At 72.4% G+C, this 25,203-nt stretch carries 27 protein-coding genes and 2 pseudogenes; 14 read left to right on the top strand and 15 right to left on the bottom strand.

Going from position 1 to position 25,203, the window contains the following annotated elements:
• The first annotated feature begins 124 nt into the window (after window positions 1–124).
• Entirely contained in the window at window positions 125–460 is a 336-nt protein-coding gene (locus ACFVUY_RS19395; protein ID WP_387731332.1) for an HNH endonuclease, read from the top strand.
• On the top strand, window positions 457–624 hold the full coding sequence (locus tag ACFVUY_RS19390) for a hypothetical protein (protein WP_387731330.1): 168 nt from the start codon (window positions 457–459) through the stop codon (window positions 622–624). The genes ACFVUY_RS19395 and ACFVUY_RS19390 overlap by 4 nt, the downstream gene beginning before the upstream one ends.
• A 4-nt stretch (window positions 625–628) precedes the next feature.
• On the opposite strand, the gene ACFVUY_RS19385 is transcribed toward ACFVUY_RS19390, so the two are convergent.
• Complete coding sequence (locus tag ACFVUY_RS19385; RefSeq protein ID WP_387731328.1) at window positions 629–1,039, bottom strand: hypothetical protein; 411 nt, start codon at window positions 1,037–1,039, stop codon at window positions 629–631.
• Window positions 1,040–1,260: 221 nt separating this feature from the next.
• Between ACFVUY_RS19385 and ACFVUY_RS19380 the strand changes: the two are divergent.
• Window positions 1,261–1,889 (top strand): annotated as a pseudogene (locus ACFVUY_RS19380) (transposase family protein); the annotation flags it as partial.
• Between the two features lie 285 nt (window positions 1,890–2,174).
• Here the strand turns inward: ACFVUY_RS19380 and ACFVUY_RS19375 are convergent.
• Window positions 2,175–2,363: a DUF4177 domain-containing protein gene (locus ACFVUY_RS19375; RefSeq protein WP_387731325.1), complete on the bottom strand. Its 189-nt coding sequence runs from the start codon at window positions 2,361–2,363 to the stop codon at window positions 2,175–2,177.
• Between the two features lie 139 nt (window positions 2,364–2,502).
• Between ACFVUY_RS19375 and ACFVUY_RS19370 the strand changes: the two genes are divergently transcribed.
• A complete protein-coding gene (locus ACFVUY_RS19370) occupies window positions 2,503–2,973 on the top strand; it encodes a hypothetical protein (protein ID WP_387731323.1) in 471 nt (156 codons plus the stop codon).
• A 52-nt stretch (window positions 2,974–3,025) separates the two neighbouring features.
• Here ACFVUY_RS19370 and ACFVUY_RS19365 read toward each other — a convergent pair whose 3' ends face one another.
• Window positions 3,026–3,181 (bottom strand): hypothetical protein, encoded by a 156-nt coding sequence (locus tag ACFVUY_RS19365; protein ID WP_387731321.1) that lies wholly within the window; start codon window positions 3,179–3,181, stop codon window positions 3,026–3,028.
• 306 nt (window positions 3,182–3,487) lie between these two features.
• Here ACFVUY_RS19365 and ACFVUY_RS19360 point away from each other — a divergent pair, with 306 nt between their 5' ends.
• The gene (locus tag ACFVUY_RS19360; protein WP_387731319.1) at window positions 3,488–4,684 is read left to right on the top strand and encodes a hypothetical protein; all 1,197 of its coding nucleotides are present in this window, start codon (window positions 3,488–3,490) and stop codon (window positions 4,682–4,684) included.
• Between the two features lie 27 nt (window positions 4,685–4,711).
• Here the strand turns inward: ACFVUY_RS19360 and ACFVUY_RS19355 are convergent, their stop codons facing one another.
• The 5 genes from ACFVUY_RS19355 to ACFVUY_RS19335 all read right to left on the bottom strand — a co-directional run bounded on the left by ACFVUY_RS19355 (window position 4,712) and on the right by ACFVUY_RS19335 (window position 7,946).
• A complete protein-coding gene (locus ACFVUY_RS19355; protein WP_387731316.1) occupies window positions 4,712–5,482 on the bottom strand; it encodes a hypothetical protein in 771 nt (256 codons plus the stop codon).
• A complete protein-coding gene (locus ACFVUY_RS19350) occupies window positions 5,466–6,695 on the bottom strand; it encodes a hypothetical protein (protein ID WP_387731636.1) in 1,230 nt (409 codons plus the stop codon). The genes ACFVUY_RS19355 and ACFVUY_RS19350 overlap by 17 nt, the downstream gene beginning before the upstream one ends.
• A gap of 74 nt (window positions 6,696–6,769) precedes the next feature.
• Window positions 6,770–7,444: a hypothetical protein gene (locus ACFVUY_RS19345; RefSeq protein WP_387731313.1), complete on the bottom strand. Its 675-nt coding sequence runs from the start codon at window positions 7,442–7,444 to the stop codon at window positions 6,770–6,772.
• 85 nt (window positions 7,445–7,529) lie between these two features.
• Complete coding sequence (locus tag ACFVUY_RS19340) at window positions 7,530–7,751, bottom strand: hypothetical protein (RefSeq protein WP_387731310.1); 222 nt, start codon at window positions 7,749–7,751, stop codon at window positions 7,530–7,532.
• 42 nt (window positions 7,752–7,793) lie between these two features.
• Window positions 7,794–7,946, bottom strand: a complete 153-nt coding sequence (locus tag ACFVUY_RS19335; protein WP_387731651.1) for a hypothetical protein — start codon at window positions 7,944–7,946, stop codon at window positions 7,794–7,796.
• Between ACFVUY_RS19335 and ACFVUY_RS19330 the strand changes: the two are divergent.
• A pseudogene (locus ACFVUY_RS19330) lies at window positions 7,923–8,126 on the top strand (SRPBCC family protein); the annotation flags it as partial. The gene ACFVUY_RS19335 and the pseudogene ACFVUY_RS19330 sit on opposite strands and share 24 nt — an antisense overlap.
• Before the next feature lie 103 nt (window positions 8,127–8,229).
• Here the strand turns inward: ACFVUY_RS19330 and ACFVUY_RS19325 are convergent.
• Both ACFVUY_RS19325 and ACFVUY_RS19320 read right to left on the bottom strand, forming a co-directional pair.
• Complete coding sequence (locus tag ACFVUY_RS19325; RefSeq protein ID WP_387687232.1) at window positions 8,230–8,811, bottom strand: hypothetical protein; 582 nt, start codon at window positions 8,809–8,811, stop codon at window positions 8,230–8,232.
• 70 nt (window positions 8,812–8,881) lie between these two features.
• Window positions 8,882–9,088 carry a cold-shock protein gene (locus tag ACFVUY_RS19320; RefSeq protein ID WP_387687403.1) on the bottom strand — a complete coding sequence of 69 codons (207 nt, stop codon included), beginning with the start codon at window positions 9,086–9,088 and terminating at the stop codon, window positions 8,882–8,884.
• 635 nt (window positions 9,089–9,723) lie between these two features.
• Here ACFVUY_RS19320 and ACFVUY_RS19315 point away from each other — a divergent pair.
• The 4 genes from ACFVUY_RS19315 (at window position 9,724) to ACFVUY_RS19300 (ending at window position 13,301) form a co-directional block, all read left to right on the top strand.
• Complete coding sequence (locus ACFVUY_RS19315) at window positions 9,724–10,536, top strand: class I SAM-dependent methyltransferase (RefSeq protein WP_387731307.1); 813 nt, start codon at window positions 9,724–9,726, stop codon at window positions 10,534–10,536.
• Between the two features lie 202 nt (window positions 10,537–10,738).
• Complete coding sequence (locus ACFVUY_RS19310; RefSeq protein WP_387731305.1) at window positions 10,739–11,404, top strand: DedA family protein; 666 nt, start codon at window positions 10,739–10,741, stop codon at window positions 11,402–11,404.
• Window positions 11,405–11,562: 158 nt separating this feature from the next.
• Window positions 11,563–12,234 carry an O-methyltransferase gene (locus ACFVUY_RS19305; protein ID WP_387731303.1) on the top strand — a complete coding sequence of 224 codons (672 nt, stop codon included), beginning with the start codon at window positions 11,563–11,565 and terminating at the stop codon, window positions 12,232–12,234.
• A 167-nt stretch (window positions 12,235–12,401) separates the two neighbouring features.
• Window positions 12,402–13,301, top strand: a complete 900-nt coding sequence (locus ACFVUY_RS19300; RefSeq protein WP_387731301.1) for a Gfo/Idh/MocA family protein — start codon at window positions 12,402–12,404, stop codon at window positions 13,299–13,301.
• 181 nt (window positions 13,302–13,482) lie between these two features.
• Here the strand turns inward: ACFVUY_RS19300 and ACFVUY_RS19295 are convergent, their stop codons facing one another.
• Window positions 13,483–13,989, bottom strand: coding sequence for a GNAT family N-acetyltransferase (locus ACFVUY_RS19295; RefSeq protein WP_387731298.1), 507 nt, complete (start codon window positions 13,987–13,989; stop codon window positions 13,483–13,485).
• Between the two features lie 223 nt (window positions 13,990–14,212).
• Window positions 14,213–15,343 carry a hypothetical protein gene (locus tag ACFVUY_RS19290; protein ID WP_387687244.1) on the bottom strand — a complete coding sequence of 377 codons (1,131 nt, stop codon included), beginning with the start codon at window positions 15,341–15,343 and terminating at the stop codon, window positions 14,213–14,215.
• A 542-nt stretch (window positions 15,344–15,885) separates the two neighbouring features.
• On the opposite strand from ACFVUY_RS19290, the gene ACFVUY_RS19285 reads away from it, so the two are divergent.
• The 3 genes from ACFVUY_RS19285 (at window position 15,886) to ACFVUY_RS19275 (ending at window position 21,336) form a co-directional block, all read left to right on the top strand.
• Window positions 15,886–17,754, top strand: coding sequence for a transglycosylase domain-containing protein (locus ACFVUY_RS19285; RefSeq protein ID WP_387731295.1), 1,869 nt, complete (start codon window positions 15,886–15,888; stop codon window positions 17,752–17,754).
• Between the two features lie 138 nt (window positions 17,755–17,892).
• A complete protein-coding gene (locus ACFVUY_RS19280; protein WP_387731292.1) occupies window positions 17,893–18,144 on the top strand; it encodes a ribosomal protein L7/L12 in 252 nt (83 codons plus the stop codon).
• A 132-nt stretch (window positions 18,145–18,276) separates the two neighbouring features.
• Complete coding sequence (locus tag ACFVUY_RS19275) at window positions 18,277–21,336, top strand: ATP-binding protein (RefSeq protein ID WP_387731290.1); 3,060 nt, start codon at window positions 18,277–18,279, stop codon at window positions 21,334–21,336.
• A 308-nt stretch (window positions 21,337–21,644) separates the two neighbouring features.
• On the opposite strand, the gene ACFVUY_RS19270 is transcribed toward ACFVUY_RS19275, so the two are convergent.
• A complete protein-coding gene (locus tag ACFVUY_RS19270; RefSeq protein WP_387731288.1) occupies window positions 21,645–22,862 on the bottom strand; it encodes an alpha/beta fold hydrolase in 1,218 nt (405 codons plus the stop codon).
• Between the two features lie 107 nt (window positions 22,863–22,969).
• On the opposite strand from ACFVUY_RS19270, the gene ACFVUY_RS19265 reads away from it, so the two are divergent.
• Window positions 22,970–23,605: a TetR-like C-terminal domain-containing protein gene (locus tag ACFVUY_RS19265; protein ID WP_387687260.1), complete on the top strand. Its 636-nt coding sequence runs from the start codon at window positions 22,970–22,972 to the stop codon at window positions 23,603–23,605.
• 201 nt (window positions 23,606–23,806) lie between these two features.
• Here ACFVUY_RS19265 and ACFVUY_RS19260 read toward each other — a convergent pair whose 3' ends face one another.
• Complete coding sequence (locus ACFVUY_RS19260) at window positions 23,807–24,250, bottom strand: hypothetical protein (protein ID WP_359909300.1); 444 nt, start codon at window positions 24,248–24,250, stop codon at window positions 23,807–23,809.
• A gap of 171 nt (window positions 24,251–24,421) precedes the next feature.
• A complete protein-coding gene (locus ACFVUY_RS19255) occupies window positions 24,422–25,120 on the bottom strand; it encodes a hypothetical protein (RefSeq protein WP_387731285.1) in 699 nt (232 codons plus the stop codon).
• Window positions 25,121–25,203: the final 83 nt, after the last annotated feature.

The raw sequence follows: 25,203 nt of genomic DNA, 5'->3' as shown, positions 1-25,203 counted from the left end.
TGTTGCTGCGGCACTCCGGCCGGCCTCCCCTCGCAGCCCCGTCAGGGCAACGCTCCCCGATCGGTCCTCTCTCCCCGGTCGTGGTCGAGCACCTGGCGGGGCCCTGCGCTTCAAGGAGGCTGCCATGTCAGCGAGTTCACGCCGGACGACTCCGCTTCCTGCGCACTGGGCCAGCCTTCGCCGCGCGGTGATGAACCGCGACGGCTGGATGTGCCAGCACATCCGCTACGACACCGGCGAGCCGTGCGCCGAGCCCGCGCGCCACTGCGACCACATCGTCCCCGCCTCCGAAGGCGGCTCCGAAGGCGGCTCCGACGACCCCGCCAACCTCCGCGCCTTGCGCGACTGGCACGTGCTCCGCAAGGACGCGGCCGACGCCGGCCGGGCCCGCAAGAGGACCGCCGCGGACCGCTGGCAGCCCGCCCGAACCCGCCGTCGCCACCCCGGGGAGGTCCGTTGAACGTCGACCCGACCGAGAAGAACCCGGCGATGATCCGCGCCGCGCTGGTCGCGCTGTGCGAGACGGAACTCGACCTCGAACCGACCGACCTCGCGCTGATCGACATCGCCGCGCCGATGCTCGCCCGCGACGCCATCGCCGCCCGCTGGGGCAACCGAGTCTGACGGCCTACTTCCCTCGATACCACGACACGTCGGAGCAGTCTTTGATCGCCTTGTCAGCGCTGGCCTTCTCCGCATCCTTGGCCGCGCCCTCCTGGCGTCCCATTGCCGGATCGGCGGGATGCTTGGCGGCGAGATCGGCATACTTGGCGGCGAGGTCGGCAGCAGTCGCGTCACTGAGCAGGTCTGAGCGAAGGGTTGCGTCGTTGGCGCTGGCGGCAGCGTCCCGGAGCCTGCTGGCATACAGGTACATGGCGGCTGGATAGCCAAGCACTAACAGGTCGTTCGAGGAGGCTCCAGCTGCCGCTTCAAACGCGTTGCACGCCTTGATGTCGCCTGCATGCGGGTCGGGGTGTCCAGCGAGTTGGCGGAAGCCGAAGAACGCCAGCACACCGACAAGGACACCGGTGATCGCCAAGCGGAATGCGAGCTTTCTGCCTCTCCCGCCCTCCCGCTTGTCGTGTGCCCCGGCGTCCCCATCCTGAGCTTTTGCCATCCGGCCCCCTCGGCCCAGCGATTGTCTCAGCGGAGTCATCGTAGGCGACGAGGCTTGGGCAAACGCGCCAACTTCCATATCCTGCAACGCCGTTGCTAAAGGATGTCCCGTAACTGCTGGCCTGTTCCCGCGTTGGTCACGGCATGGGCGGGGTGATCTCGGCGAGCGATCCGATGTGGATCGAGCCGTTCTCGGGGTTGAGCGAGTCGCAGTTCCGCAAGCTGGTCGCGTTGGTGCGCCGTCGTGGCGGTGACGTCCAGCGCGGCCGGCCGTGGCGGCTATGCCTGGAGGACCGGGTGCTGCTGGTCGCCACTTACTGGCGGACCAACCTGACCTTGCGGCAGGTCGCCCCATTGTTCGGGATCTCGAAGTCCGCTGCGGACCGGGTGCTGGACCACCTCGCACCACTGCTGGCAATCCCGCCCGCCCGCCCGCCCGCCCGCCCGCCCGCCCGCCCGCCCGCCGGCAGCAGCAGGACACCGTACTGATCGTGGACGGCACCCTGGTGCCCACCCGCGACCGAACGATCGCGGCCTCCAGCAAGAACTACCGGTACTCGACCAACCAGCAGGTGGTGATCGACGCCAACAGCCGACTGGCCGTCGCCGTCGGCCTGCCCCTGCCGGGCAACCGCAACGACTGCCAGGCCTTCACCGAGTCGGGCGTCGACCGTGCCTGCCGGGACGCGCCGGTCCTGGCGGACGGCGGCTACCAGGGGACCGGCGCCCTGATTCCGCACCGGCGCCGTCGCGGACAGGAGCCCCCGCCAGACCATGGCCCTGGGCGATCGTGCAGGCGACGGTGACCTCCACCGGATACGGAGTATCCGGGCCGAGCTCGCCCATCGCCGCGAAGATCGGGGCCTTGTCGAACAGCGACCAGCGCCGTCCCGCCGCATCCGTGAACTGAACCTCGACCACCCCGGGCCACGGCTCATCGTCCGCCCAGCGGACCGCCTCACATCGCAACTCAATCACGAACGCCCCCACGGCTGACCAAGGTCATCAACGAGCGCCAGTATGCCGCGAGACGTCAGGCCCCGGTTACGGGACAACCTTCAGTGAACGGCGCGCTTCAGCAGCACTTCGCGGTGGACAACTTCCGTGGAGCTTCCGACCTTCTCAACGTAGCGGTTCGCACTCACCGCCTCCCAGCCCTGCGAGCCCAGAGCGTTCAGCTCTGAAAGATCGACGTTCCAGCCACTCACTCTCACGTCGATGATCTTGTACTCCCAGCTCGCTCCCACAGGTTTCCCTTCGCCCTAGCGGTGGCGTCCTCTGCCGATGGTGGCATGCGCACTCGTAGGCGCGCTGGGAGTTCAGCGAGCTCCTCGGGCACCCCGCGCCGCCCAATTGGCATACCCAACACCAGAATCCAGGAGAGACGTGCCCGAGGCCCCGACCCCGGCCGAGGCGATCCCCGGTGGCGTGGCCCACCCGGACACCCCGCACGCATCCGAAGAGTCCAAGGCCCCGGCCCCGGAGGGCGGCGAGGAGGGCCCGGCCCCGAAGCCGGTGGAGCCGGACTACCGGGCGCTGTACGAGAAGATCCAGGCCGAACTGGACACCGCCCGCGAGCGCGGCCAGGAGGCCGGCGTCGAGGCGGACGAGTTGCGCGCGCAGGTGGCCCAGCTCCAGGAGCAGGCCCTTCGGGGCCGGATCGCCGCCGAGTACGCGCTGCCGCCGGTCCTCGCCGCCCTCGTCCAGGGCTCCGACGAGGCCGCCGTCCGCGCGCACGCCGAGCAGCTGGCCACCGTCGCCGTCCCGAAGCCCGTGCCGGCCGCGGGCGGGCTGACCCCGCACTCCGAGCCCGACCTGTACAAGGGCCTGGCCAAGGAGCTGCGCCGCCGCCGCTAAGGCATCTGACCCCCGAGGTGGGCGGGCGTGCGGTGTCAGGCTTCAGCCGCCGTCATTCCGAGGCGGTGTCCGCCTTGTCCAGCTCATCGACAAGCGCGGCCTCGTTCGGCGGGGGTGCATTCTCCCCCCGGAGCGGCTTGACGATGGTGTGTGTAATGACCTGCCCGCTGATCTGCTTGCTGTCCAGCCTCTGCTGACCTTCTGCCATGTCCCGTCTCCTTCTTCCGTGTCCGATGGGTTCGTTCGTTGACATGCTCCCTTTCGGGGCGACTGCGCGACGAGGGGATTACGAGACATCGGACGATGCCGTCGGCTTGAAACGATCACCCAAAACCTGAGACCGCCCTGCTCCGGGGCGGCCTTCCGTCTTCCCGAGGAACAGCGCCATCTCTCTCAATCCGAACCGCGTCAACGCCTTCCAGAACCCGGACAAGCTCGTCCAGGCGGCTCTCGCCAATCTGAAGGACTCCGTGGTCCTGGCGGGCATGTTCGACGCCGGGCCGCGTCCGAGTTCGTGAACGCGACCGGCCAGGTCATCAACATCCGCCGCCCCGCCCGCCTGAAGGGTGCTGAGGAGGCGATCGACGCCAAGCGCAAGTTCAACGACGCCTCCACCTGGATTCAGTCGGAGAAATTGAACGAGGGCCTGCTGACGGTCAAGCTCGACACCCACGCCTACTCCGCGGTGGACCTCTCCGACGCCGAATTCTCCCTGGATCTCCTGTCGTTCGGCGAGCAGGTCATGGTCCCGCAGATCGACTCCATCACCGAGCGTCTGGAGAACAAGGTCGTCTCCGCGATGACCGCGTTCCCCGAGGTCGCCACCACCGCGAAGATCCCGGCGGACCTCACCAAGGCGGCCTCCGACGAGCAGGCCGGCCAGATGATCCGCAAGGCGCTCACCCGCCTGCGCGTGCAGCTCAACAAGGAGAACATCCCCGCCGAGGGCCGGACCGTCGTCCTGGGCTCGGAGGCTGCGTTCAACCTGCTGGAACGCGGGCGTACCCGCGTGACCGTCCACACCGTCCACACCGTCCGCGTGATCGATGACGGCTACGGCGATCAGCGGCCGACACCCGGCCCGAGCAACACGTACTCGGCGTGGGTCGCCCCGGTCGGCGACGCCGCAGTCGGACACGAGGCGCTTGCCCGGCACGTCCAGGATCTTGAGCACGTCGTCCGCACCCTTACGGCTTTACCGCGAGGAGTCGTAGACCCACAGGCAGTCCGACTCGCCCTCCAGCAGCGCGTGCACTGCCGAATCGAAGTCCGGACGCTTCACCCCCTCTTTGTACGCGTTCAGGTTCTCGCGGAAGATCCGGCGGACCTCGTATCGGTTGGTCCTTGCCCACTCGCGACCCTTCACCTCCTGGGCCCTCAGCGACAGGATGTCCCGGGTCGCCGTGCCCCGGACGACCTGCGATTTCCGAAGAAGCAGGTCGACGAGTCGCATCGGTCCGGCAGGCTCCGTGCCATGGTTCCACTCTCCAGTCAGCAGCGCGGGCTCGCACTCTGGAGGTGCAAGGGCGACCCGTCGCTCTGGCAGGAGGAGGCCAACGCCTTCATCGGTCCCTTGCTGGGGCTGCCCGGCCTGCCGTACATCCCCTGGTCCGAGCCGAGGCCCGATCCGGGCGGCGGGGTGTTCTGGAAGACCCCGCAGATCGTCGCCTGCGAAGGGCCGCCCGTTCACTGGTCCGACGCGCTCGGCTGACCGCACGAGCGAGCCGGGCCTTCGAGGTCAGACGGGCGGCATCAGGTCGCTCTCGCTGATGGTGTACGTCAGCGGTGGGTAGACGAAGTCCGTTTCCGTGTTCTCACGGCGCCGCAGTCGGTAGAACTCGTGCCTCTGCTCCTCGTCGGCCGGCACGAGGCGTTCACCGTGGGGGAGGTGCGCCTGTCCGTCGCGAAACCGGACGAGTGTTTTTGACGTTCGGAAGGTTACGCCCAGCCATTGGTTGTCCGCCGTGCGGGCGGGCGGGTCCAGGACGATCTTGTGTCTGAGTCGCCGGTTCGAGTCGACCGAGAACGCGACGATACTGTGGTGGGTGAGAGGGATCTCGAACTTCTCGCCATCGGGCTCCTTCGATTCGAAGATCAGCTTCCTCGGCGGGCTCGCGTCGGGATGCTGGTAGCAGGAGAAGACGGCGATGAACGAATCGTCGGCCAGATCGAGGGCCTGGTCGGAATGGCTGCCCATGGTTGCGTAGGCGTTCGTATAGCTCTCGATGAGAGCGTTGTTGAAGCCGACCGAGAGCGCCGTACGTTCTTGAACCTGTCGTGCCAGCCGTTCGTGCACCGCCCGGAAGCGCTGCGTCGGGCTGCTGTAGCGAGTGGTGGTCCGTACGAGGGGCGCATCACCCGTCTCGTCGATCCTGGCGAGCACAGCGCCTCGGCGGCCCTTTCCCACGTCTTCCAGGCGGGCCGACGCGGACAGTTCCGCGAAGAGGTTCTCCTCGGTGGGCAGTTCGCACGAGAGGATCTCGTCCGAGATCCTAGATGCGGGGGGCAAGGTAGTCTCCCGTGTTCATGCTGAAGAGGAATTCGTCGCCGTAGTCGATGAAGGACGAGGTCCTGTTCTCCTCGGCGTACAGCCTGCGCAGCTCGTCCATGCCGGCCGGTGTGGGCGGCTCCAACTCCACCGGTTCTCCGTCCCGTTCGAGGAACGTGCGGCCGTCCTTGTGGACGGCTTCGGTGTTCGAGCAGCGCACCACGTAGCCCAGGCGGGTCGGGAGCAACTCGGCGTCCAGCGACGAGGGCCGGATCTCGTGGGTGTAGAGGCGGTTGGTGGACAGCGGCATGAAGAACACGGAGCCGGGGTGGAGGGTGACGGTGAACTGCGGGGGGAGTGCGGCCCCGTCGAGTTCCGCGGTCCGCTCCTTGAGGCGGAAGTGGAGCCTGGTCAGCCCGCTGGCGCCCTTCACCCCGAAGTCGAAGGCGTCCTCGGCCAGGGGCTGCAGCTTGTCGAGCCGGTCGTAGAAGGTGCAGAAGGCCATGATGCCGTTGGCGGGCATGTCCTTGGTCTTGTCGGCATGGGCCGAGATCTTCGCCTTGGACTGCTTGCGCTCGGCCGTGGCAAGGGTGTTGTGGTAGATCTGCGCGAGGACGTGGTTCAGCGGTGCCTGGTTCCGGAAGACGGCGGCGGCCTCGCGGTTCAGCGCTTCGACGATGAGCGTGTCGGTCGGGCGGAAGCTCTCGGTCGGCCCCGAGAGATTGGTGGAGCAGCGGAGCAGGCGGAAATGCAGTTCGTCACCGTTGCGCGTGACGGGCGTCAGGTAGATCCCGCTGCGATGGGCCGCGCCGGGCTTGGTGGACTCCGTCAGGGACTGGAACGCGTGTTCCGTGCGGATCCGCCCGAAATGGTCGTCGCCGAGTCCGAAAAAGCGGCGGTAGTGCACGCCGACGCCGTGTACGCGGACGGGGACCCGGCCGAGGTCGACGAGGCTCCAGGGTTCGCCGACGTCCTCGTGGTAGCCGTGCGAAAGTTCCCGGATGACGAATACCCGTGCAGCCGAGTGCAGTTGACGGCCGTTGATCCCGGACACGTCGCCACACAGGTAGACCGTCCTCCGAGCGAGGTCGGGCGAGCCGGAGGCAAGCTCCTCCGGCGTGATCGTGGACCCGAAGAAGTCCCTGATCACGTCGTTGTCCTGCAGCATCGAAGGTGCGACCAGGATGTTGCCCGCATCCTCGATGCGGGCTTCCGTCGGCTCTGTCGTGTGCATCAAACGGTACCTGTCATTCGCGGATCCTGGTGGATTCTCAAAACCGTGGACCTGGCCGTGGCCATGGCCCGCACTCATTCATTCAATTCGGGGTAGTAGCCGCGCTGGTACGTCGACAGCTCGGAGACGGCGAGCTCTGCGTCGCCCCGACAGATCACGCAGACGCGGCGCCGGTGGCACCCGGGGCAGTTGACCCGCCCACGGGTCTCGTCGGGCAGCCAGCCGCGTCCCCCGCAGTCGGAGCACCAGCCCAGGCCTTCGCACTCGTAGCAGAGCACGAATCCGGCCGTGACGGTCTCGGCCGTGCGCACCGGCTCGGGTCGCCGGAACTCCTCCGGCTCGTACAGGGCCATCGCCGGTGTCTGCCCGCTGAACCACACGGTGGACGTGTGGTCGACCGTACGGATCTCGATGGTGCAGCCGTCGCGGCGGCCGGTGACCACGATGCGGGGCGTTCCCTTGGCGTCCTCCTGCGAGGTCGCGACCGCCCAGCCCGCGGTGTGGAGCAGCGCGGCCGCGCGAGCGGCGGTGTCGGCGGCGCCGGCGTTCGCGGGGCGCTTCCCCGTGCTGCCGCTGGCCGAGTACCGGTAGCGGAGCGGTTCGTGCCAGTCGACGACCTGTGGCGTGTCGAGCTGCGGCAGGCCGGGATCGCTGCCGGGGGCCAAGTCGTCGATCAGCTCGACCAGTTGTGACCGCAGGGCCCGGCCCAGCCGGTCCAGCTCTTCCCGTGCGCCCGGTACGGGTCCCATGACGCCCCCTCCTCGCCCGGCGCTGCCGCCGCCGGGCGGCCCGCTCGATCCCCGGGAGTCTATGCGGTGTTCGTCTCACCGAGCGTCATGGACGGTGAGGGCCGAGCCGGGCGAGGAGGTCGTCGGCGCACTCCTCGGCGAGTTCCTCGGCGTGTTCGGGGAGTTGTGCGCCGGCCCGCAGGTGGCGTCGGACCAGTGCGAGCGGCAGCTCGATCAGGGCGAGCACCACGCGTTCGACGGACCGGGGGTCCTCGGTCGGCGACCCGGCCCCCAGCAGTACGGCGAGGGCGGCGAGCGCGCCGTGCACATTCCGGTTGCCGAGATCCGCGCGCAGCCGGTGTTCCTCCGATCAGTCCGCGCGCCCGAAGTCGTCGGGGCCGTAGACGAGCAGGGCCGCCTCCTGCGGGTGGGCCCGGGCCCATGCGACCACTTGACGGGCCGCCGCCCGGGCGGTCTGCCGCGCGTCGGCGGTCGTGGCGAGCGGCACACCCTGCTGCGCCACGCGCTCGTGCTGACCGCCCGCGGCCCGGCGCGACTCGGCTGGCCGCTCGCCTGGCGGCCGCTCCACGACGCGCTTCTGGAGGACAGCCTGGATCGCGCGGAGAGGGCCTGTACGGGCGCGGTGGCCCGCCCGGCGCGGTGGAGCCCGTACGTACGGTTGCTGCGCGCGATCGTTCGCTGATCGCCGGCCCGGGCCGGTCCGCCGAACCGGCCGCCCGGACAGGCGAGTTCCGCGGAGCCCGGGTCGCCGTGAGCCGGGGTCGCCGTGAGCCCGCCCCGGCGGGTCAGAGCCCGAAGTGCTCGACGGCCCGTTCGGCGACCTCGTCGGGCTCCAGGCGGGTGTTGTCGATCAGCAGGTGCGCACCCGGGATGTGCGCGAAGTCGTCGACCGAGTTGAGCCGGTACCTGGCGTCCATGTCGAGCAGATTGCCGTTGGACCAGTCCAGATCGCGCTTGGACGGCTTCTCCGCCAGGCGGGTCTCCCCGGCGTTGCGCTCCAGCCGCACGCTCTGGTCGGCGGACAGCTCCAGGAACAGCACGCGCGAGCCGCGTTCGCGGAACGGGGCCGCATAGCGCTCGACCAGCGCGGTGTCGTCCGGGTCGTCGAAGTCCCAGACCAGGGTGAACACCAGGCCGGGCAGGTCGCTGGCAGCCGCCTCGGCGAAGATCTGCTCACGGAAGTCGTGGTTGAGGCGCTGGAACTGCGGCGACCCGTAGGGGAACAGCCGCAGCAGCGGCTCGATGGTCAGGTGGTTGTGGAAGAGCTTGTACCCCGTGCGCGCGGCCACGGCCTCGCCCACGGTCATCTTCCCGACCGCGGCGGGCCCGATGACGAAGAGCAGGGTCGGGCTCGTGGTGTCGGGCATCGCGCCAGGATAGGGCTGCGGAGCGATCTTGGTCGAGCGCGCCCCGGACACCCGCCGGATCGGCAGGTCCTCAGTCGAGCGGAACGACGAGGACGGCCTGCGGGCCTTTGGGGGTCTGTTCGACCTGGTACTCGACCCGCTCGCCCTCCCGCAACGTGCGGTACCCGGTCCCGACGATGGCCGAGTAGTGGACGAACACGTCCGGACCGGGAACGTCCGGCACGATGAAGCCGTACCCCTTCTCGGCGTTGAACCACTTCACGGTGCCGAAGTTGATCAGGGCGCGGTGGGTCGCGGCCGGCGGCCCGGCAGCCGCCGCCCACCCCGGGGCGGCGGCCGCCAGCAGCGCGCCGAGCGCGAGGAGCGGGGCGCACACCAGGGCGGTCACACGGCCACGGCCACGGACGGGGACGGGGACGGGGACGGAAGGTGACATCGGGGACCTCCTCGCGAGTCGGCGGCCCGCCGCCACGGAGCGCGGCCGGTCCTCGCACCCGCGCCGGCCATGCGTTCGACCGCGCCGGGGACGATGCGCCATGGGACTCCTCCTCGAACCCGGTGATGACGGCGCGTCCAGGATCGTCCGGGCAGTCGGTGCGCCGACAGGGCGTGCGAGGCGGGGCGTGGAGCACGGCGGGACCGGCCGATCGGGGACACGCGCCCGACGGCACGCCGTCAGGACGACGACGGCCGGCGGTCAGCGGCTGGGCGAACCCGATCGCGCGGCACCGGTCCGCGCGGGCCGGTCATGGGGCGCCGGACCCGGTCGGCGCGTCGACGGGAGGGAAGGGGCGGATGGGGTGTCAGAATCGGCGGGTTCATGCCCATGACGGGAACGCGGCCGGAACACCGGCCGGAACGCGGCGGGACCACGGCGGAGACGCGACGGGACCAGGTCCGAAGGAGCGAGCGATGAGTGTCGGGGTGCGGCCGGAGCTGGGACAGGTGTCGGAGACGGCGCTGTGGACGCTGTGGCACCGGGCGGTGGAGGCGCGGCGGCCGGACACCGTGCTGCCGGACCCGAAGGCGGTCGAGCTGGTGGACCGGATCGACTACCCGTTCGCGACGCGGTTCGGGGAGAACGCCTTGGTGAGCCAGCTCCAGGCGCTGCGGGCGGCCTGCTTCGACCGCGAGGTGTCCGACTTCCTGACCCGCTGCCCGCGCGGCACCGTGGTCGGGCTCGGGGACGGCCTGGAGACCCAGGCCTGGCGGGTCGACAACGGCCGGGCGAACTGGCTGTCGGTGGACCTGGCGGAGACCGCCGCGCTGCGTCGGCAGCTGCTGCCGCCGGACGAGCGGCACCGGATCGTCGCCCACTCGGTCACCGACCCGGGCTGGATGGACGGGGTGGACCCGGCGAACGGGGTGCTGATCAGCGCCGAGGGGGTGCTGATGTACCTGCGGCCGCAGGAGGTCCGCGGCCTGATCGCGGCCTGCGCCGAGCGCTTCCCCGGCGGGGCCATGGTGCTGGACGCGGTGCCGCGCTGGTTCAGCCGGCGGGCCGTCGAGGGCAAGCTGCGGGACCGGCACTACCAGGCGCCGCCGATGCCGTTCGGGATGGACGCGGACGAGTGCGGCCTGCTGGCCACCGCGCACCCGGGGGTCGTCGACGTGCGGGAGGTGTACCCGGAGGGCGGACGCCCGCCGCTGAGCATCCTGCTGCCGCTCGTGCGCCGGATCAAGCAGCGCCCGTCCGTGGTCGCGCTGCGTTTTGCCCAATCTTGAAGAAACGCCGGTCGACCTGGAACCATGGTGTCGGGGCGTACGTCGTAACCACGGGTGATCGGCCGGGGGGACAGGCCGCCCGGCACGTTAGGCTCGCTCTGGGGGAGCGGCCCGGGTGCCGCCATCGGACGAATTTGCCGGGACGGGCACGCTGCTCCAGGGGGAGGGCGGCCGGTCCCGTCCTGCCACGGAGGTACTGGCCTTGCACATCGACGCCTGGATCGAGGGGATTCCGCCGACGGCGGTGTACGCCGTTGTCGGTCTGATCATCGGGCTGGAGTCGCTGGGCATTCCGCTGCCCGGCGAGATCGCCCTGGTCACGGCGTCCCTCATGGCGGTCAAGGGTGTGGTGAGCCCGTGGGGCGTCGCCATCTGCGCGATCGCCGGCGCGATCATCGGCGACTCGATCGGCTACTCGATCGGGCGCAAGGGGGGCAAGCCGCTCTTCGAGAAGCTGGGACGCAAGTTCCCCAAGCACTTCGGGCCCTCCCACCTGGCCACCGCCGAGCGCTCGTTCCACAAGTGGGGCATGTGGGCGGTCTTCTTCGGCCGCTTCATCGCCCTGCTGCGCATCTTCGCCGGTCCGCTCGCGGGCGCGCTGAAGATGCCGTACTGGAAGTTCCTGATCGCCAACGTGCTGGGCGGCGTGGTCTGGGCCGGCGGTACGACGCTGCTGGTCTACAAGGTCGGCAAGAGCATCGAGCCCTGGCTGGCCCGGTTCTCGTGGGCGGGCCTGGCGGCGGCGCTGGTGATCGGCCTGCTGTCGGCCTGGATCATGAAGCGCCGCGCCGCCAAGACGCACGCGAAGATCGAGGCGGAGGAGGCGGCCAAGGCCGCCGCCGCGGCGAAGGAGCCGGTCGCCGACTGACCACCCCGCCGGCCGGCTCCCCGGTCGGCCCCCGGCAGGGTCCCGGTCGATCGTCCGACCGGTCCCGGACCGGTCGTCCACCACCACCGTCGTGGTGCCCTCGGGCCCTCGGAGTAGCATCGGTCGGGTACTGCCGATCTTGCACTCCGGAGGGCCCGATGACTTCGCAGCCGACCTGGGACGCCGTGGACGCCTACTTCTCCGAGCGGCTGGTCGGACACGACCCGGTGCTGGAGCAGGCCGCGGCCGCCGCCCGCGCGGCCGGGCTGCCGAACATCGCGGTGGCCCCCAACCAGGGCAAGCTGCTGCACCTGCTGGCACTGACCCAGGGCGCGAAGCGGATCCTGGAGGTCGGCACGCTCGGCGGCTACAGCGCCATCTGGCTGGCCCGGGCGCTGCCCGCGGACGGCACCCTGATCACCCTGGAGCTGGACCCCCGGCACGCCGAGGTCGCCCGGGGCAACCTGGCGGCCGCCGGGCTGTCCGGGATCGCCGAGGTGCGGGTGGGCCGGGCCGCCGACTCGCTGGCCGAACTGGTGGAGCAGGGCGCGGACCCCTTCGACCTGGTCTTCATCGACGCCGACAAGCCGAGCAACCCCGAGTACTTCCGCCGGGCGCTCCAACTGACCCGGCCGGGCTCGCTGATCATCGTCGACAACGTGGTGCGCGGCGGCGCGGTCGCCGACCCGGCCGGCACCGACCCGGCGGTGGTCGGCACCCGGGCGCTGCACGACCTGATCGCGGCCGAGCCGAGCGTCACCGCGACCTCGGTGCAGACGGTCGGCAGCAAGGGCTACGACGGCTTCACCCTGGCCCGCGTCCAGGGCTGAGAGCCCGGGGCCGAGAGCCCGGGGCTGAGAGCCCGGGGCCGAGACCCGCGCCGCCAGGGCGTACGCGGGCTCACCCGCACCACCGGCGCTCATCCGCGCCCACCTGTACCACTCACCCCACTCGTACCACGCGCGCTCGCTCGCGCGGACCGGAGAACGGAGACATCGTGCGGATCGGACTGCTGGGAACCGGCCCCTGGGCGGGGCGGGTGCACGCGCCCGTCCTGGCCGAGCACCCCGGGCTGGAGTTCACCGGCGTCTGGGGCCGCCGACCGGAGGCGGCCGAGGCGCTGGGCGCCGCGCACGGCGTCCCCGGGTACGCGGACCTCGACCGGCTGCTGGCCGAGGTGGACGCGGTCTCCATCGCGCTGCCCCCGACCGTGCAGGCGGGTCTCGCGGTACGGGCCGCAGAGGCCGGCTGCCACCTGCTGCTGGACAAGCCGGTCGCGCTGACCGTGCCGGACGCCCGGGCCGTGGCCGAGGCGGTGCGCGAGCACAAGGTCGCCTCGGTGGTCTTCTTCACCGTGCGCTTCGGCGGCGAGCAGATCCCGTGGATCGAGCGGCAGGCGGAGCTCGGCGGCTGGTTCACCGGCCGCTCGGACTGGCTCGGCTCGGTGTTCGCGCCCGGCAGCACCAGCCCGTACGCGGCCTCGCCGTGGCGGGTGGAGAAGGGCGCGCTGTGGGACGTCGGCCCGCACGCGCTGTCCGTGCTGCTGCCGGTCCTGGGCGACGCGACGCAGGTGACGGCGGCGACCGGCCCGCTGGACACCGTGCACCTGGTGGTGCGGCACGCCGGCGGCGCCTCCAGCACGCTCGCGCTCAGTCTGACCGCGCCGCTCGCGGCGGGCGGGACGGGCATGGAGCTGCGCGGTGAGCACGGCGTGGTGCAGCTGCCCCCGCGCGGCGAGGGCCCGGCCGCGGCCCTGCACCGGGCACTGGACGCGCTGCGGGCCTCTGCCGCCTCCGGCGAGCCGCACCCCTGCGGGGCGGACTTCGGCCTGCGGGTGGTGGAGATCCTGGTCGGCGCCGAGCGTTCGCTGGCGAGCGGCGGCCCGGTGGAGGTCTGAGCGGTCGACGCGGCCGGGCCCGGGGGGGCGGGACCGGGGGTGCGGAAAGGCGCCGGGTAGGGACGGATGGTTCGGAAAGGCGCCGGGCGGGGACCGGCGGTTCGGAAGGACGCCGGGTAGGGACCGATGGTTCGGAAAGGCGCCGGGCGGGGCACGTGGGTGCCCCGCCCGGCGCCGTCCGTCAGATGCCGAACGGCGCGGCGTAGCGGACGGTGCCCGCGGGCAGCGGGTGGTCGGCGTCCAGGGAGAGGGCCATCAGCGCCTCGTCCGGGACGTCGATGGTCAGGCCGATGCCGTGGGCGCCGGCGCGGGTGAAGCCGAACCGCGGGTAGTAGTCCGGGTGGCCCAGGACGACGACGTGGCGCTCGCCCAGGCCCCGTGCCGCGTCGAGGGCGGCGCGGACGGCGGCGGAGCCGGCGCCGGTGCGCTGGTACGCGGGGAGCACGGCGCACGGGGCCAGGCACAGGGCCGGGACGTCGCCGATGTGGCAGCGGGTCAGCAGGGCGTGGCCGACGGCGGTGCCGTGCTCGTCGGCGGCGACGAGGGACAGGCCCTCGATCCAGGAGGCGTCGGCGCGCAGCGCGTCGACGAGGTCGGCCTCGGCGGGGGTTCCGAAGGCGGCGAGGTTGATGTCGCGGACGGTCGGGACGTCGGTGCCGGTCTCGGCACGCGTGATCCAGTTGCGCATGGTGGACGGGGATCCGTTCCTGAGGAGTGTTCGTGCGGGCCTCGCGAGCTCACGCTCCCGGCGAGGCGGGACAGGAGGGGGTCAGACCGCGGCCCGGGACGTGAGGGAGACCCGGACGCTGCGCATGGCGGCCCTGAGCGCGGTCATCAACCCCACCTCCCTCTTTCCTCTGCTCCTGTTGCCCTGTGTCGGCACGTACCGCGGACGAGTGTACCCGGACCGCTCAGACCGGCGGCACCGGTGGCAGCGACGGCCCGGCCGGCGGCGGGGCCGAGGACGGCCGGCGGTCGGCGGGGCGGGCCGGCGGGATGACCGGGGCGCGGAAGTCGCGCGGGCCGGTCCACAGTGCCGGGACGGCGTCGCTGCGGCGGGCCAGTTCGTACGCCAGGGCCTCGTAGTTGACCCGCCAGCCGTGGAAGTGCGCCCAGGCCTCCTCGACCGGGCGTTCACGCGGGAAACCGGCCGCGGTGATCATCGCGACGGCGCCCAGGTACTCGGCGTAGGTCAGCCGGATCGGGACGTCCGGGTCCGGGTCCGTGTCGAAGTCGATCCGCAGCGAGCGGGCGATGTCGCGCAGCGCGGTGAAGCCGGCCCGGAGCACCAGCCGGGCCTCGGGCGGGGCCGAACGCGGGCAGAGCGCCAGGTGCAGGGCGGCGGCGTCCATCACGGCGATCAGTCCGACCACCCAGCTGCGGTTGGGCTGCGGTGAGCGGAAGGAGAGCAGCACCGGGTAGTTGGAGTGGCTCTCGCCGATGTCGGCGGCCAGCCGCTCCCAGTCCCGGTAGAGCTGGGGGAGCGCGGTCTCGGTGTCCACCAGGGACTGGCGGGCCAGCAGCTCGGGGCCCCAGGCGGGCTCGCCGGCCCGGGACTGCAGCAGCGTCACCTCGGTCTCGCGGCGCTGGTAGGCGGCGTAGAGGGTCGGCAGGTAGGAGATCTGGAGGGCGATCACCAGCGGGCCGCTGGCGGCGGCCAGGAAGTCGATCGCGGAGAGGTGCAGCCGGTCGCCGCTGGCGAAGCCGAGGGTGAACAGACTGGACCCGGCCTCGCGCACGGACACCGACCAGCTGAGCTCCGAGGTGCCGTGCAGCAGCAGGGTGTAGGCGGTCAGCATGCAGCTGAGCCACACCCCGAGCATGCCCAGCAGCACCAGCGGCGCCAGCCAGGTGAGTGCCCGGTCCTGCGCGTGGTAGCCGCGGCCCGGTCCGGCGGCCAGCCGCAGCAGCCCGCGCAGCATCCGCCAGAGCCGCATCACCAGCGCCGAGTAGAGCCCGCGCGGAACGACCAGCGTGCGCAGGATGCTGCCGACGATCAGCAGGAGCAGCATCGCGCCGACGGCGGTCTGGATCATCCTCATGGCGTCATTCTGGCGGTACGCCGGGGCTGTCGCGGACCGGTGCCCGCGCGGGTCGGCCGTCGGCCGTCCGTCCACCTGCCGCCCGCCTGCCGTCCGTGGCCCGGGCGCCCGGGTTCACCGCATCGAGTATGACCATGATCACACCAAGGCGAGGCATACGTACTGATGTTCCCACCGCGTCTATGTGTACGGAGGATCACGCCCACGAGCGAATCGGAGACCGGACTGTGCGTGCCCAGCAAGACAGCGCCGCCGAAGAGGAGAAGCCCGGGCGGCGACGGTGGCGCTTCCCACCGCGTCGGAGGCCGTTACGGGCGTGGCGCCCGTTCCGGGGGCGGCGCCCGTCCCCGGGGCCGCCCCTGAGCCCGTCCCCGGACCCCTCCCCGAGTCCGTCCCAGAGCCCGTCAACGGACCCGTGCCGGTCCCCGGACCCGGGCGTCTCCCCGCGTTCACCCCTGCGCCGGTTCCTGCGGATCGACTACCCGCGCCGCGGACGGCGCGGAGTCCGCCGCTGGCTCCCCTCCTGGCGGCAGCAGGTGCTGGTGGCCGGGACCGGGGCGGCGGTGCTGACGGGCTGGCTGGCCTGGTTCTACACGAACACCGCCGTCCCGGAGGACCTCAACTCCTTTGCCACCCAGCAGAACAACGTCTACTACTGGGCGGACGGCACCGAGATGGCGCGGATCGGCCCGACCAACCGGCAGGAGGTGCCACTCGCCCAGGTGCCGGAGCCGGTGCAGTGGGCGGTACTGGCCGCCGAGAACGAGACCTTCTACACCGACCCGGGCATCTCCGTGACCGGCATCGGCCGTGCCGTCGTCCAGATGGTCACCGGCGGCGACACCCAGGGCGGCTCCACCATCACCCAGCAGTACGTCAAGAACATCTACCTGAACCAGCGTCAGGACATGTCCCGCAAACTCAGCGAGATCGCCATCGCGATCAAGCTGGACGACCGGATGAGCAAGCAGGACATCCTGGCCGGCTACCTGAACACCAGCTGGTTCGGGCGCGGCAGTTACGGCATCGAGCGCGCCGCGGCCGCCTACTACGGCAAGGACGTCTCCCAGCTCGACCCGAGCGAAGGCGCCTTCCTGGCAGCCCTGTTGAAAGGCGCCGGGCAGTACGACCCGGCGATCAGCGCGGGGAACCGGGAACGGGCCGAGGAGCGCTGGTCCTGGATCCTGGACCGGATGGTGGAGGTGGGCAAGCTGTCCGCCGCCGAGCGCGCCGGGTACACGGTGTTCCCCGAGCCCAAGCCGCAGCCGAAGTCGGCGGGGCTGAGCGGCCAGATCGGGTACCTGGTGGACACGGCCCGCGCCTACGTGGAGAGCCACAGCGACATCACCCCGGCCCAGTTCGACCTCGGCGGCTACCAGATCCGCACCACCTTCGAGAAGCCGAAGGTCGACGCCCTGGTCGCCGCCGTCCAGCAGGGCACCGCGGGGATCGACCCGGACAACCGGGAGTCCGACAAGCTCCTGAAGGTCGGCGCCGCCTCAGTGGCCCCGGACGGCCGGGTCGTCGCGCTCTACGGCGGCCCCGACTACCTGAAGCAGGGCTTCAACAACGCCAACACCACGACGGTGCCGATCGGTTCGGCGTTCACCCCGGTGGTGTACGCCGCCGGGCTCGGCGAGGGAGTGCAGCGCCGGCGCGGCGGCGACCGCACCCCGGTCGCGCCCACCACCACCTACAACGGCGACGACGGGGTGAACGTGATGACCCCGGAAGGGCCGTACTGGGGACGGGACGGGAAGATCGTCAAGACCGCCAACGACGGCAAGCGGAACTGGGGCAGCGTCACCCTGCGGAACGCGGTCGAACAGTCCGTCAACGGGCCGCTGATGCAGCTCGGCATGGACGTCGGCCTGGACAAGGTGCAGAAGACCGCCACCGACCTCGGCCTGCTCCCCAACAGCCTCGGCGAACTCGTCCCGGCCCTCGGCGTCGGCAACTCCACCCCCAGCGCCCTGCGCACCGCCGACGCGTACGCCGCCTTCGCGGCCGGCGGCTCCCACACCGACCCGTACTCGGTCCTCAGGATCTCCCGCAACGGCGTCCAGCTCCCCATGCGCCTGCCGGCCGCCACCCAGGCACTCACCCCGGCGGTCGCGGGCGAGGTGGACGCGGCACTCAAGGGCTCCGTCCGCGACGGGGCCGCCAAGCCGGCGGCGGAGGCCGGCCCGAACCTGGCCGCCAAACCCGGCACCACCGCGGACCGCACGGCGGGCTGGTTCGTCGGCTACAACGGGCAGCTGTCGACGGCGGTCACCGTGTTCCGCGCGGACCTGAAGGACATGAAGCTCCTCTCCCTCGAAGGCCTGGGCGGCGCCACCCCGGACACCTCCGACGCCACCGTGCCGGCCCGGATCTGGACCACCTACATGAAGACGGCCACCGGACAGTAGGCCGCCCGCCGCGGGGACCGTGCTGCACGGTCCCCGCAGCCGACGTCCGGTCGCGGTCCCTCGGGCCGGGCGAATTTCGGTCGACCGGGTGTTGCGGCAGTGTCTACTCTCCGGGCAAGGGCTGGGGGCGGGGGAGCGGTGGCGGCGGACGGGTACTTCGAGTTGGTCTGTGACGCGGGGCCCATCCGCGTGGTGGTGACCGATGCGGGGCCGCGCGTGCTGGAGGTCGCGAAGGCCGTCAGGCGTCGGACCGGGCTCAGCCTGTGGCACGGCAAGGCCCTGCTCGGTCGGCTGCCCGCGGTTGTCCTCGATGACGTGACGTCGGACCTCGCCGAGGCCGTGGCGGCCGAATTGCGAGCCGCCGGAGCGACGGTCGAGGTGCGGTACTGACGAGGGGCGGGGAGCGGCGGCGGACCGCGGGGTCGGTGGCCGCTGTTGATCAGTGCCCGGACTAGTGTCAGGGTCGTGCCGAGGTCGGTGGGCGCCACCCGATCGGGCGGCGGGGCGGGCCTCGGTGCGGTCGTGAGCATTGAGGGACTGAAGCGGATGAAGATGACGTTCGGGCTGCTGGGGCCCCTGACGGTCGATGTGGACGCCGTGCCGCAGGCGCTGCCGCGGGCCACCGTGCTGCGGGGGCTGCTGGGGGCCCTGCTGCTCGCGGAGGGGGAACGGCTGCCCGTGGGGCGGCTGCTGGACCTCGTGTGGGCGGAGCAGTCGGACCGGGTCGGCCGGGGCGCGGTGCACACCGGGATGTCGCGGCTGCGCACCTGGCTCGGGCGGTTCGGGGACGAGGCGGTGGCGCTGGAGTCCGACGGGCAGGGCTACCGGCTGGTGACCGGGCCGGACGCGGTGGACCTCGGACGGTTCCGCAGACTCGCCGCCGACGGGGACCCGGCCGGGGCGATCGGCCTGCGGCGCGGCCCGGTGCTGGCCGGGCTGGAACGGGTGAACCGCGAGGACCCGCTGGTCACGGCCGTGGAGCACGAAGTGCGCGCCACCGCCCTGGCGCTGGCCCGGTCCGCGACGGCCGCCGGAGCGTCCCGGACCGCCGTCCCCGCCCTGACGGCGCTCGCCGAGGAGTACCCGTTCGACGAGCCCCTGCAGGCCGCCCTGCTGGAGCTGCTGGCGGCGGACGGTCGGGCGGCCGAGGCGCTGCGCCGCTTCCAGGCGTTGCGCCGGCGGCTGTCCGAGGAACTCGGGATCGAGCCGGGCGAGCAGGTGCGGAACGTCTTCCTGGCGCTGCTGGCGCAGGACCGGGAGGGCGCCCGACCGGAGCCCGGGCCCGCCCGCGTGCCCTCTCAACTCCCCAGGGACATCCCGGACTTCACCGGACGCGACGAGCAGGTGCGGATCGTGCTGGACGCCCTGGCGGCCGGCCGGGTACCGGTGATCGCGGGCATGGGCGGCATCGGCAAGACCGCGCTGGCCGTCCGCGCCGCCCACCTCGCCGCCGTCGACTACCCGGACGGCCGGCTCTACGCGGACCTGCGCGGGGCCGACGAGACGCCCGCCGACCCGGCCGGCGTCCTGGCCGCCTTCCTGCGCGCCCTCGGCGCCGACCCCCGGGAGATCCCGGCCTCCCTGGAGGAGCGTTCCGCGCTGTACCGCACCCTGCTCGCCGGCCGCCGCACGCTCGTCCTCCTCGACAACGCCGCGGGGGAGCAGCAGCTCGTCCCGCTGCTCCCGGGCACACCGGTGGCTGCGGACGACCGGCCGGGCAGCGGGTCCGGCGACGGGCCGGGCGACGGGTCCGGCGAACGGCCCGGTGCCCGACCGGCCGTCCTCGTCACCAGCCGCGCCGCGCTCACCGCCCTGCCCGGCTCCCGGCTCGTCGACCTGCACGAACTCGACGCCCCCCACGCCCGGACGCTGCTGCGCCGCATCCTCGGGGACCAGCGGGTCGCCGCCGAACCGGTGGCCGCCGCCCAGATCGTCGAGCTGTGCGGCGGCATGCCGCTGGCGGTCCGCATCGCCGGGGCCCGCCTGGCCGCCCGGCCGCGCTGGACCCTGGCTCGGCTCGCCCACCTGCTGCGCGACGAACGGCGACGGCTCGACGAGCTGGCCGCGGGAAACCTGGCCGTACGGGCGGGCTTCGCCGTCGGCTACGCCCGGCTGTCGGAGCCGACCCGCCGCACGTTCCGGCTGCTCGGACTGCTCGACGCGCCCGACTTCGCACCGTGGGCCGCGGCGGCGATGGCCGGCATCCCGCCGGAGCAGGCCGAGCGGCAGCTGGAGGAGCTGATCGACGCCCAACTCCTGCAGGAGACCGGCACGGAGCCGCACCTGCGCTACCGCTTCCACGACCTCGTCCGGCTGTACGCGCGCGAGCACGCCGAGGCCGCGGACGCACCGGCCGCGCGCACCGCCGCGCTCGAACGGGCCTTCGGCGCCTGGCTCTGGCTGGCCGAGCAGGCGGCCGACCAGGTGCCCGGGCCGTGCTTCGCGCCGATCCACGGCACCGCACCCCGCCACCCGATGCCGTCCGGCGTCGCGGCGGCGCTGCTGGACGACCCGATGGCCTGGTTCGACGCCGAGCAGCCGGCCCTGAACACGAGCGCCCGGCAGGCCGCCGCGCTGCGCATGGTGCCGGTGGCGTGGGACCTCGCCGCCTGCCAGGAGAAGTACTGCGACGTGCGCGGCCTGTACGACGACTGGCGCACCACCCACCTGACCGTCCTCCAGGCCTGCCGGACCGCCGGCGACACCCTGGGCACGGCCGTGCTCACCCGCGGCCTGATCGAGGTGACGACCTGGACCACCCCGGCCGACGGCTCCGGGACGACCGTCGACCTGGCGGACGGCACCGAGACGATGGTCGCGCTGGAGGACCGCGCCCGGCACCTGCAGCGGCTGTTCGAGCAGGTCGGGGAGGAGCGCGGGACCGCCGACGCCCTCGTCCTGACGGCCTGGAGCCTGGTGGCCCAGGGCCGCGAGCAGGAGGCCCTGGAGGCCGGCCACCGCGCCCTGGACCTCGCCACCGCCCACGACCACCCGGGCGGCGAGGCCCGGGCGCACCAGATCATCGCCATCGCCCATGGGGAGACGGACCTCGACCGGACGATCGAGCACCTCACCGAGACGCTGCGGCTGGCCCGGCTGATCGGCAACACCCGTTTCGAGGTGACCGCCATCCAGTTCCTGGGGGCCGCCCACGGCCGGGCCGGCCAGGTGGAGCGGGCCGGCGAGCTGCTCCTCCACTCGCTCGCGATGGCCCGCTGCCTCAAGGACCGCTACGTGGAGGCGTTCTCGCTGCTCTACCTGGCCGTGCTGTACGCGGGCACCGGCGACGGCCGCGCCCGGGAGACGGCGGAGGCCGCACTGGCGATCGCCCGCCGGTTCGACCTGGGGCACCACCTCGCCCAGGCCCTCGGCATCCTGGGGGAGCTGGACCTGGCGGCGGGCGACCACGCCTCGGCGGTCGCGTACCTGGAGGAGTCGGTGCTGGTGTGGCGGGCCCGCGGCTGGCGCTCCTTCCTGGCGGAGGCGCTGCGCGCGCTCGGCCGGGCGTACCGGGCGGCCGGGCTGCCGGAGTCGGCCGCGCGGGTGCTGGAGGAGGCGCGGGAGCTGAGCGACATCCGGTAGGCGGCGTGGGGCGGCGCGGGGCGGGGCGGCGCGTGGTGGCGATGGCGAGCGGTCAGGGATCGGTAAGCGATCGGTAAGGCCGGGCTGCCTACGATCGATCTCCACGTACAGGACAGACGCACCCGTATCCGGCCGCAGGCCTGGTCGACGCGCCCGTCCCGTACGCGCCGCATGGGCAGCCGGTCGGGTTCGCGCAGGGGACGGACCCGGCCGGAGGTGCATCCGCGGGGGTGTCCTGCGGGCGTGGTCGGCGGTCGGCACGGGGCGGGGCGGGTCGGCGCAGGGCGGTCGGCCGGCGGGCGCGCCCGTCAGCTCGCGGGCCCGGCTGCCCGCGCCAGGGTGGTGTCCAGCCAGTCGAAGACCGTCTGGTGGAGGCGGAACATGGCGCCCATGTGGCAGTGTTCGCCCGCGCCCTCGGCCTCGGTCAGGGTGACGAGCGTGTGGGGGCAGGTCAGCGCGGCCTGGACCCGCTGGGGCTGGCCGCGGAAGAACTGGTCGTTCTCGGCGTCCAGGACGAGGGTGGGGCAGTCGATGAGCCGGGCGACGCCGTCGAGGGTGTAGTCGGCGGTGCGGCGGATGTAGTCCGCCACCGATGCGGCGCCGAACGTCCACACCCCGTTGCGCAGGGCCCACCGCAACTGGGTGCTCGCCTGCATGAGCAGAGCCATGACCGGCTCCACGAGGTCGTCCCGGCCGGCCTCGATCCACTCGCGCAGGAACGGCGGCATGAACCGGTCGTGGGCCTCCCCGAAGCTGTACAGGCCGTCGTCCAGCACCAGGGCGGCCGGGCGGTGTTCGTGGGCGGCGGCGCGTGCGGCCAGGTAGCCGCCGAGGCTGTAGCCGAACAGGACCAGCCCGTCGGCGGCGATCTCGGGGCGGGTCAGCGCGTAGTCGACCACCGGGGTCACCACGGCCTCCCAGTCCGGGCGGAAGGCGAGCCGCTGCTCGCGCAGCGCCGCGCCCTGGCCCGGACCGTCGTAGGCGAGGACGTTGTAGCCGCGGCGCAGCGCGGCCGCGGCGACGGCGAAGTACGCCTCCTCCAGCGTGGAGTCGAAGCCGCTGGTGAACAGGACGGTGGGGCGCCGGGCGCCGGAGTCGTCGACGAGGAACAGGTAGCCGGGCAGGCCGGTGTCCTGGTAGGGGATGGTCACGGCCTCGACGGGGGTGTCCAGCAGGGCCGCCGCGGCGGCGAAGGTCTCCCGGGAGAGCGTGGAGAGGCTCTTGGCCTCGGGGTCGTTCGCGGGGTCGTCGCGGCGGTAGAACTCGGCGGTGCGGTAGTAGTTCGACGCGCGCAGCAGGGCTTCGCGGGCGCTGACCCGGTGCCCGGCCGTCAGGGCGCGGTTGCCGATGCCGTGGACGCGCTCGGCGGTGGCCTTCCACTCGCGCAGCCAGGTCGCCTCGTCGCCTTCGCCGATGTTCCGGGCGGTGGCCACGACCTCGCCCAGGTCGGCGCCGCCGTAGTTGGCGAATCCGGCCGCCCGGAGCGTTTCGAAGGAGAACGACTCGTCCTCGAAGAGGAACCGCATGGGTACTCCACTCCCGACACTGTTGAGACGGAACGGTTCCGTCTCGCCTAAACGCTAGCCCCCGCCCAGTCGAGACGCAAGCGTTCCGCCTGGTGTAGGTTCGGGGAATGTCCAACACGCCCGCGCCCCGGCCCGCGACCCCCGGCCCCTCCGAGCAGCCCGCGCGCCGGACGCCCGGCGGGCCGGTGCTCCAGGACTCCGTGACCGAGGCGATCGCCGCCGCCTTCTTCGAGGAACTGGCAGACGTCGGCTACGCCCGGCTCTCCCTGGAGGCGGTCGCCAAGCGGGCCGGGGCGGGCAAGGCCGCCATCTACCGCCGCTGGCCGTCGAAGCTCGACATGACCGTCGCCCTGATCCGGGCCGTGGCCGTGGACGCCTCCGAGATCGAGGACACCGGCACCCTGCGCGGCGACGTCCTGGCCTTCCTCACCGAGATCGACGGGGCGCTGCGCCACCGGCTCCCGTCGAAGATCATCCCCGATCTGCTCGCCGAAAGCGGTCGCAACCCCGAGCTGGCGCAGGTGCTGATGACCGCCGTCCGCGACACCCGCCGGGGCAAGGCCACCGGCCTGCTGGAACGGGCGGTCGACCGCGGCGAACTCCCCGCCGATGTGGACCGCGAGCTCGCGCTCGACTTCCTCGCCGGCCCGCTGTACTGGCGCCTCGCGGTCGTCCGTACGGCGACCGCCCCGGACTACCTCGACCGCCTCACCGACAAGCTCCTCGCCGCCTTCGCCGCCTGACGGTCGAGGCCGGCGCGGCGTCGCCGGCCGAGACTGCGTCGCCCCGGGACCTAAAGGCGTGTTCGGCGTGCTCCGGCCCGCACCCGCTGGTGCGGGCCGGAGCCGCCGGACTCCTCGGTCGCCGGCGGTTCGTACGGCGGTGTACGGCGGTGTACGGCGGCGCCCCCTCGCGGTGGAGGGGGCGCCGCCGTACGGGTGCGCTCAGATCTTGACGGTGAGCCAGGCGCCGAGGCCGCTGCAGCCGCGGGCGTCGTAGGTGGTGCTGCGGTAGCCCGCCGGGATCGGCGAGTACGGGCAGGTCCAGATGCCGTTGCGGACCTGCTCGTGGAACCAGGCGCCGACGCCGCTGCAGCCCTTGACGTCGTAGTTCGTCAGCACGTAGCCGGAGACGATGGGCGAGCCGGAGCAGGTCCACAGCCGGTTCTGGGCGGGCTGCTGGTACCACGAGCCGTGGTTGTTGCAGCCGCCGGCGTTGTACATGGTGATGACGTAGCCGGCCGGGACGGGCGCCCCGGAGCAGCTCCAGCCGCCGGCCGCGGAGGCCGTGCCGGCGGCCGTCGTGCCGGTGAGCGCGGCCGCGAGGACGGCGACCGTGGCGGCGGCCCGTCCCGTACGGGTCATCAGCTTGCGGAGGATCCTGGTCACGGCGACACCGTTCCGATCGGTCGTCTCCCCGCCGTGGGCACGGCGCGGGAGGGCGTAACAACGGGGATGCGCCGCACCCTAGTGGCGGTGATCAGGCCGCTGATAGATCCTCATCGGTGGATTTTTGTACCTGACCGAAAACGATCGATCGCATTCCGGTGGGCCCGGCCGCTACGGGCAGGTCTCGCCGAACTTCACAGCCGTCACACTGACCGGCTGACCGGCGAGGGCAGCGCCCGGAGCCGGATCCTGGCCGCACACCTGCCAGTTCGACTGCACCAGGACGGCGCGGTTCTTCGGGCCGGCGTCCTTGGCGCTGAGGGACGTGTTGCCCGGCAGCGAATCCCGCACCACCGAGACGGCCTTGCCCTTGAAGTCGGGCATGGTGGATCCGGCCTTGGCGGGCCCGTTGGCGCCCTGGTCCTGGGCGGGGCAGTTCTCCTCCAGCTTCACCGCCCCCATGTCGATCCTCGTACCGGTGGGGTGGCTGCCCGGGGCCGGGTTCTGCGTGCAGACCTTCCAGTTGCGGTCCAGGATCTGGTTGCGGTCGCGACCGAGCGCGTCGTGACTGGTCAGGAGGAAGAACCCGGCGCCCTGCGCGGTGTCCTGGGCGGACTGCAGCCCCATGCCGACGAAGTTCGGGAGCACGGCCGTTCCGGCGGCGGCGGCAGGCGCGCCCGTTGCGGGTGCGGGGGCTGTGGGGGCTGCATCGGCTGTGGGCGCAGCTGCGGGTGCGGCCTGCGAGGGGGCGCCGGCTGCCGACGGGCCCGACGTGGCGCCGGAGCCGCTCCCGGTGGAGTCCTTCGGGTCGCAGGCGGAGAGGCCGAGAGCGGCCGTGATGGCCAGCAGGGCGGTGACGGTACGACGCATGGTCCCCCCATGACGTGACAGTTGTGGCAGGGGAACCGTAGCGATCGGTTCCGGGGGATACCGGTCCCGTGGTCAAGTCGTGA

The organism is Kitasatospora sp. NPDC058063, assembly GCF_042885395.1.
Lineage (GTDB): Bacteria > Actinomycetota > Actinomycetes > Streptomycetales > Streptomycetaceae > Kitasatospora > Kitasatospora lactacystinica.
The sequence above is the reverse complement of the archived record's forward strand: the minus strand, read 5'-3'. Positions and strand labels throughout refer to the sequence as shown.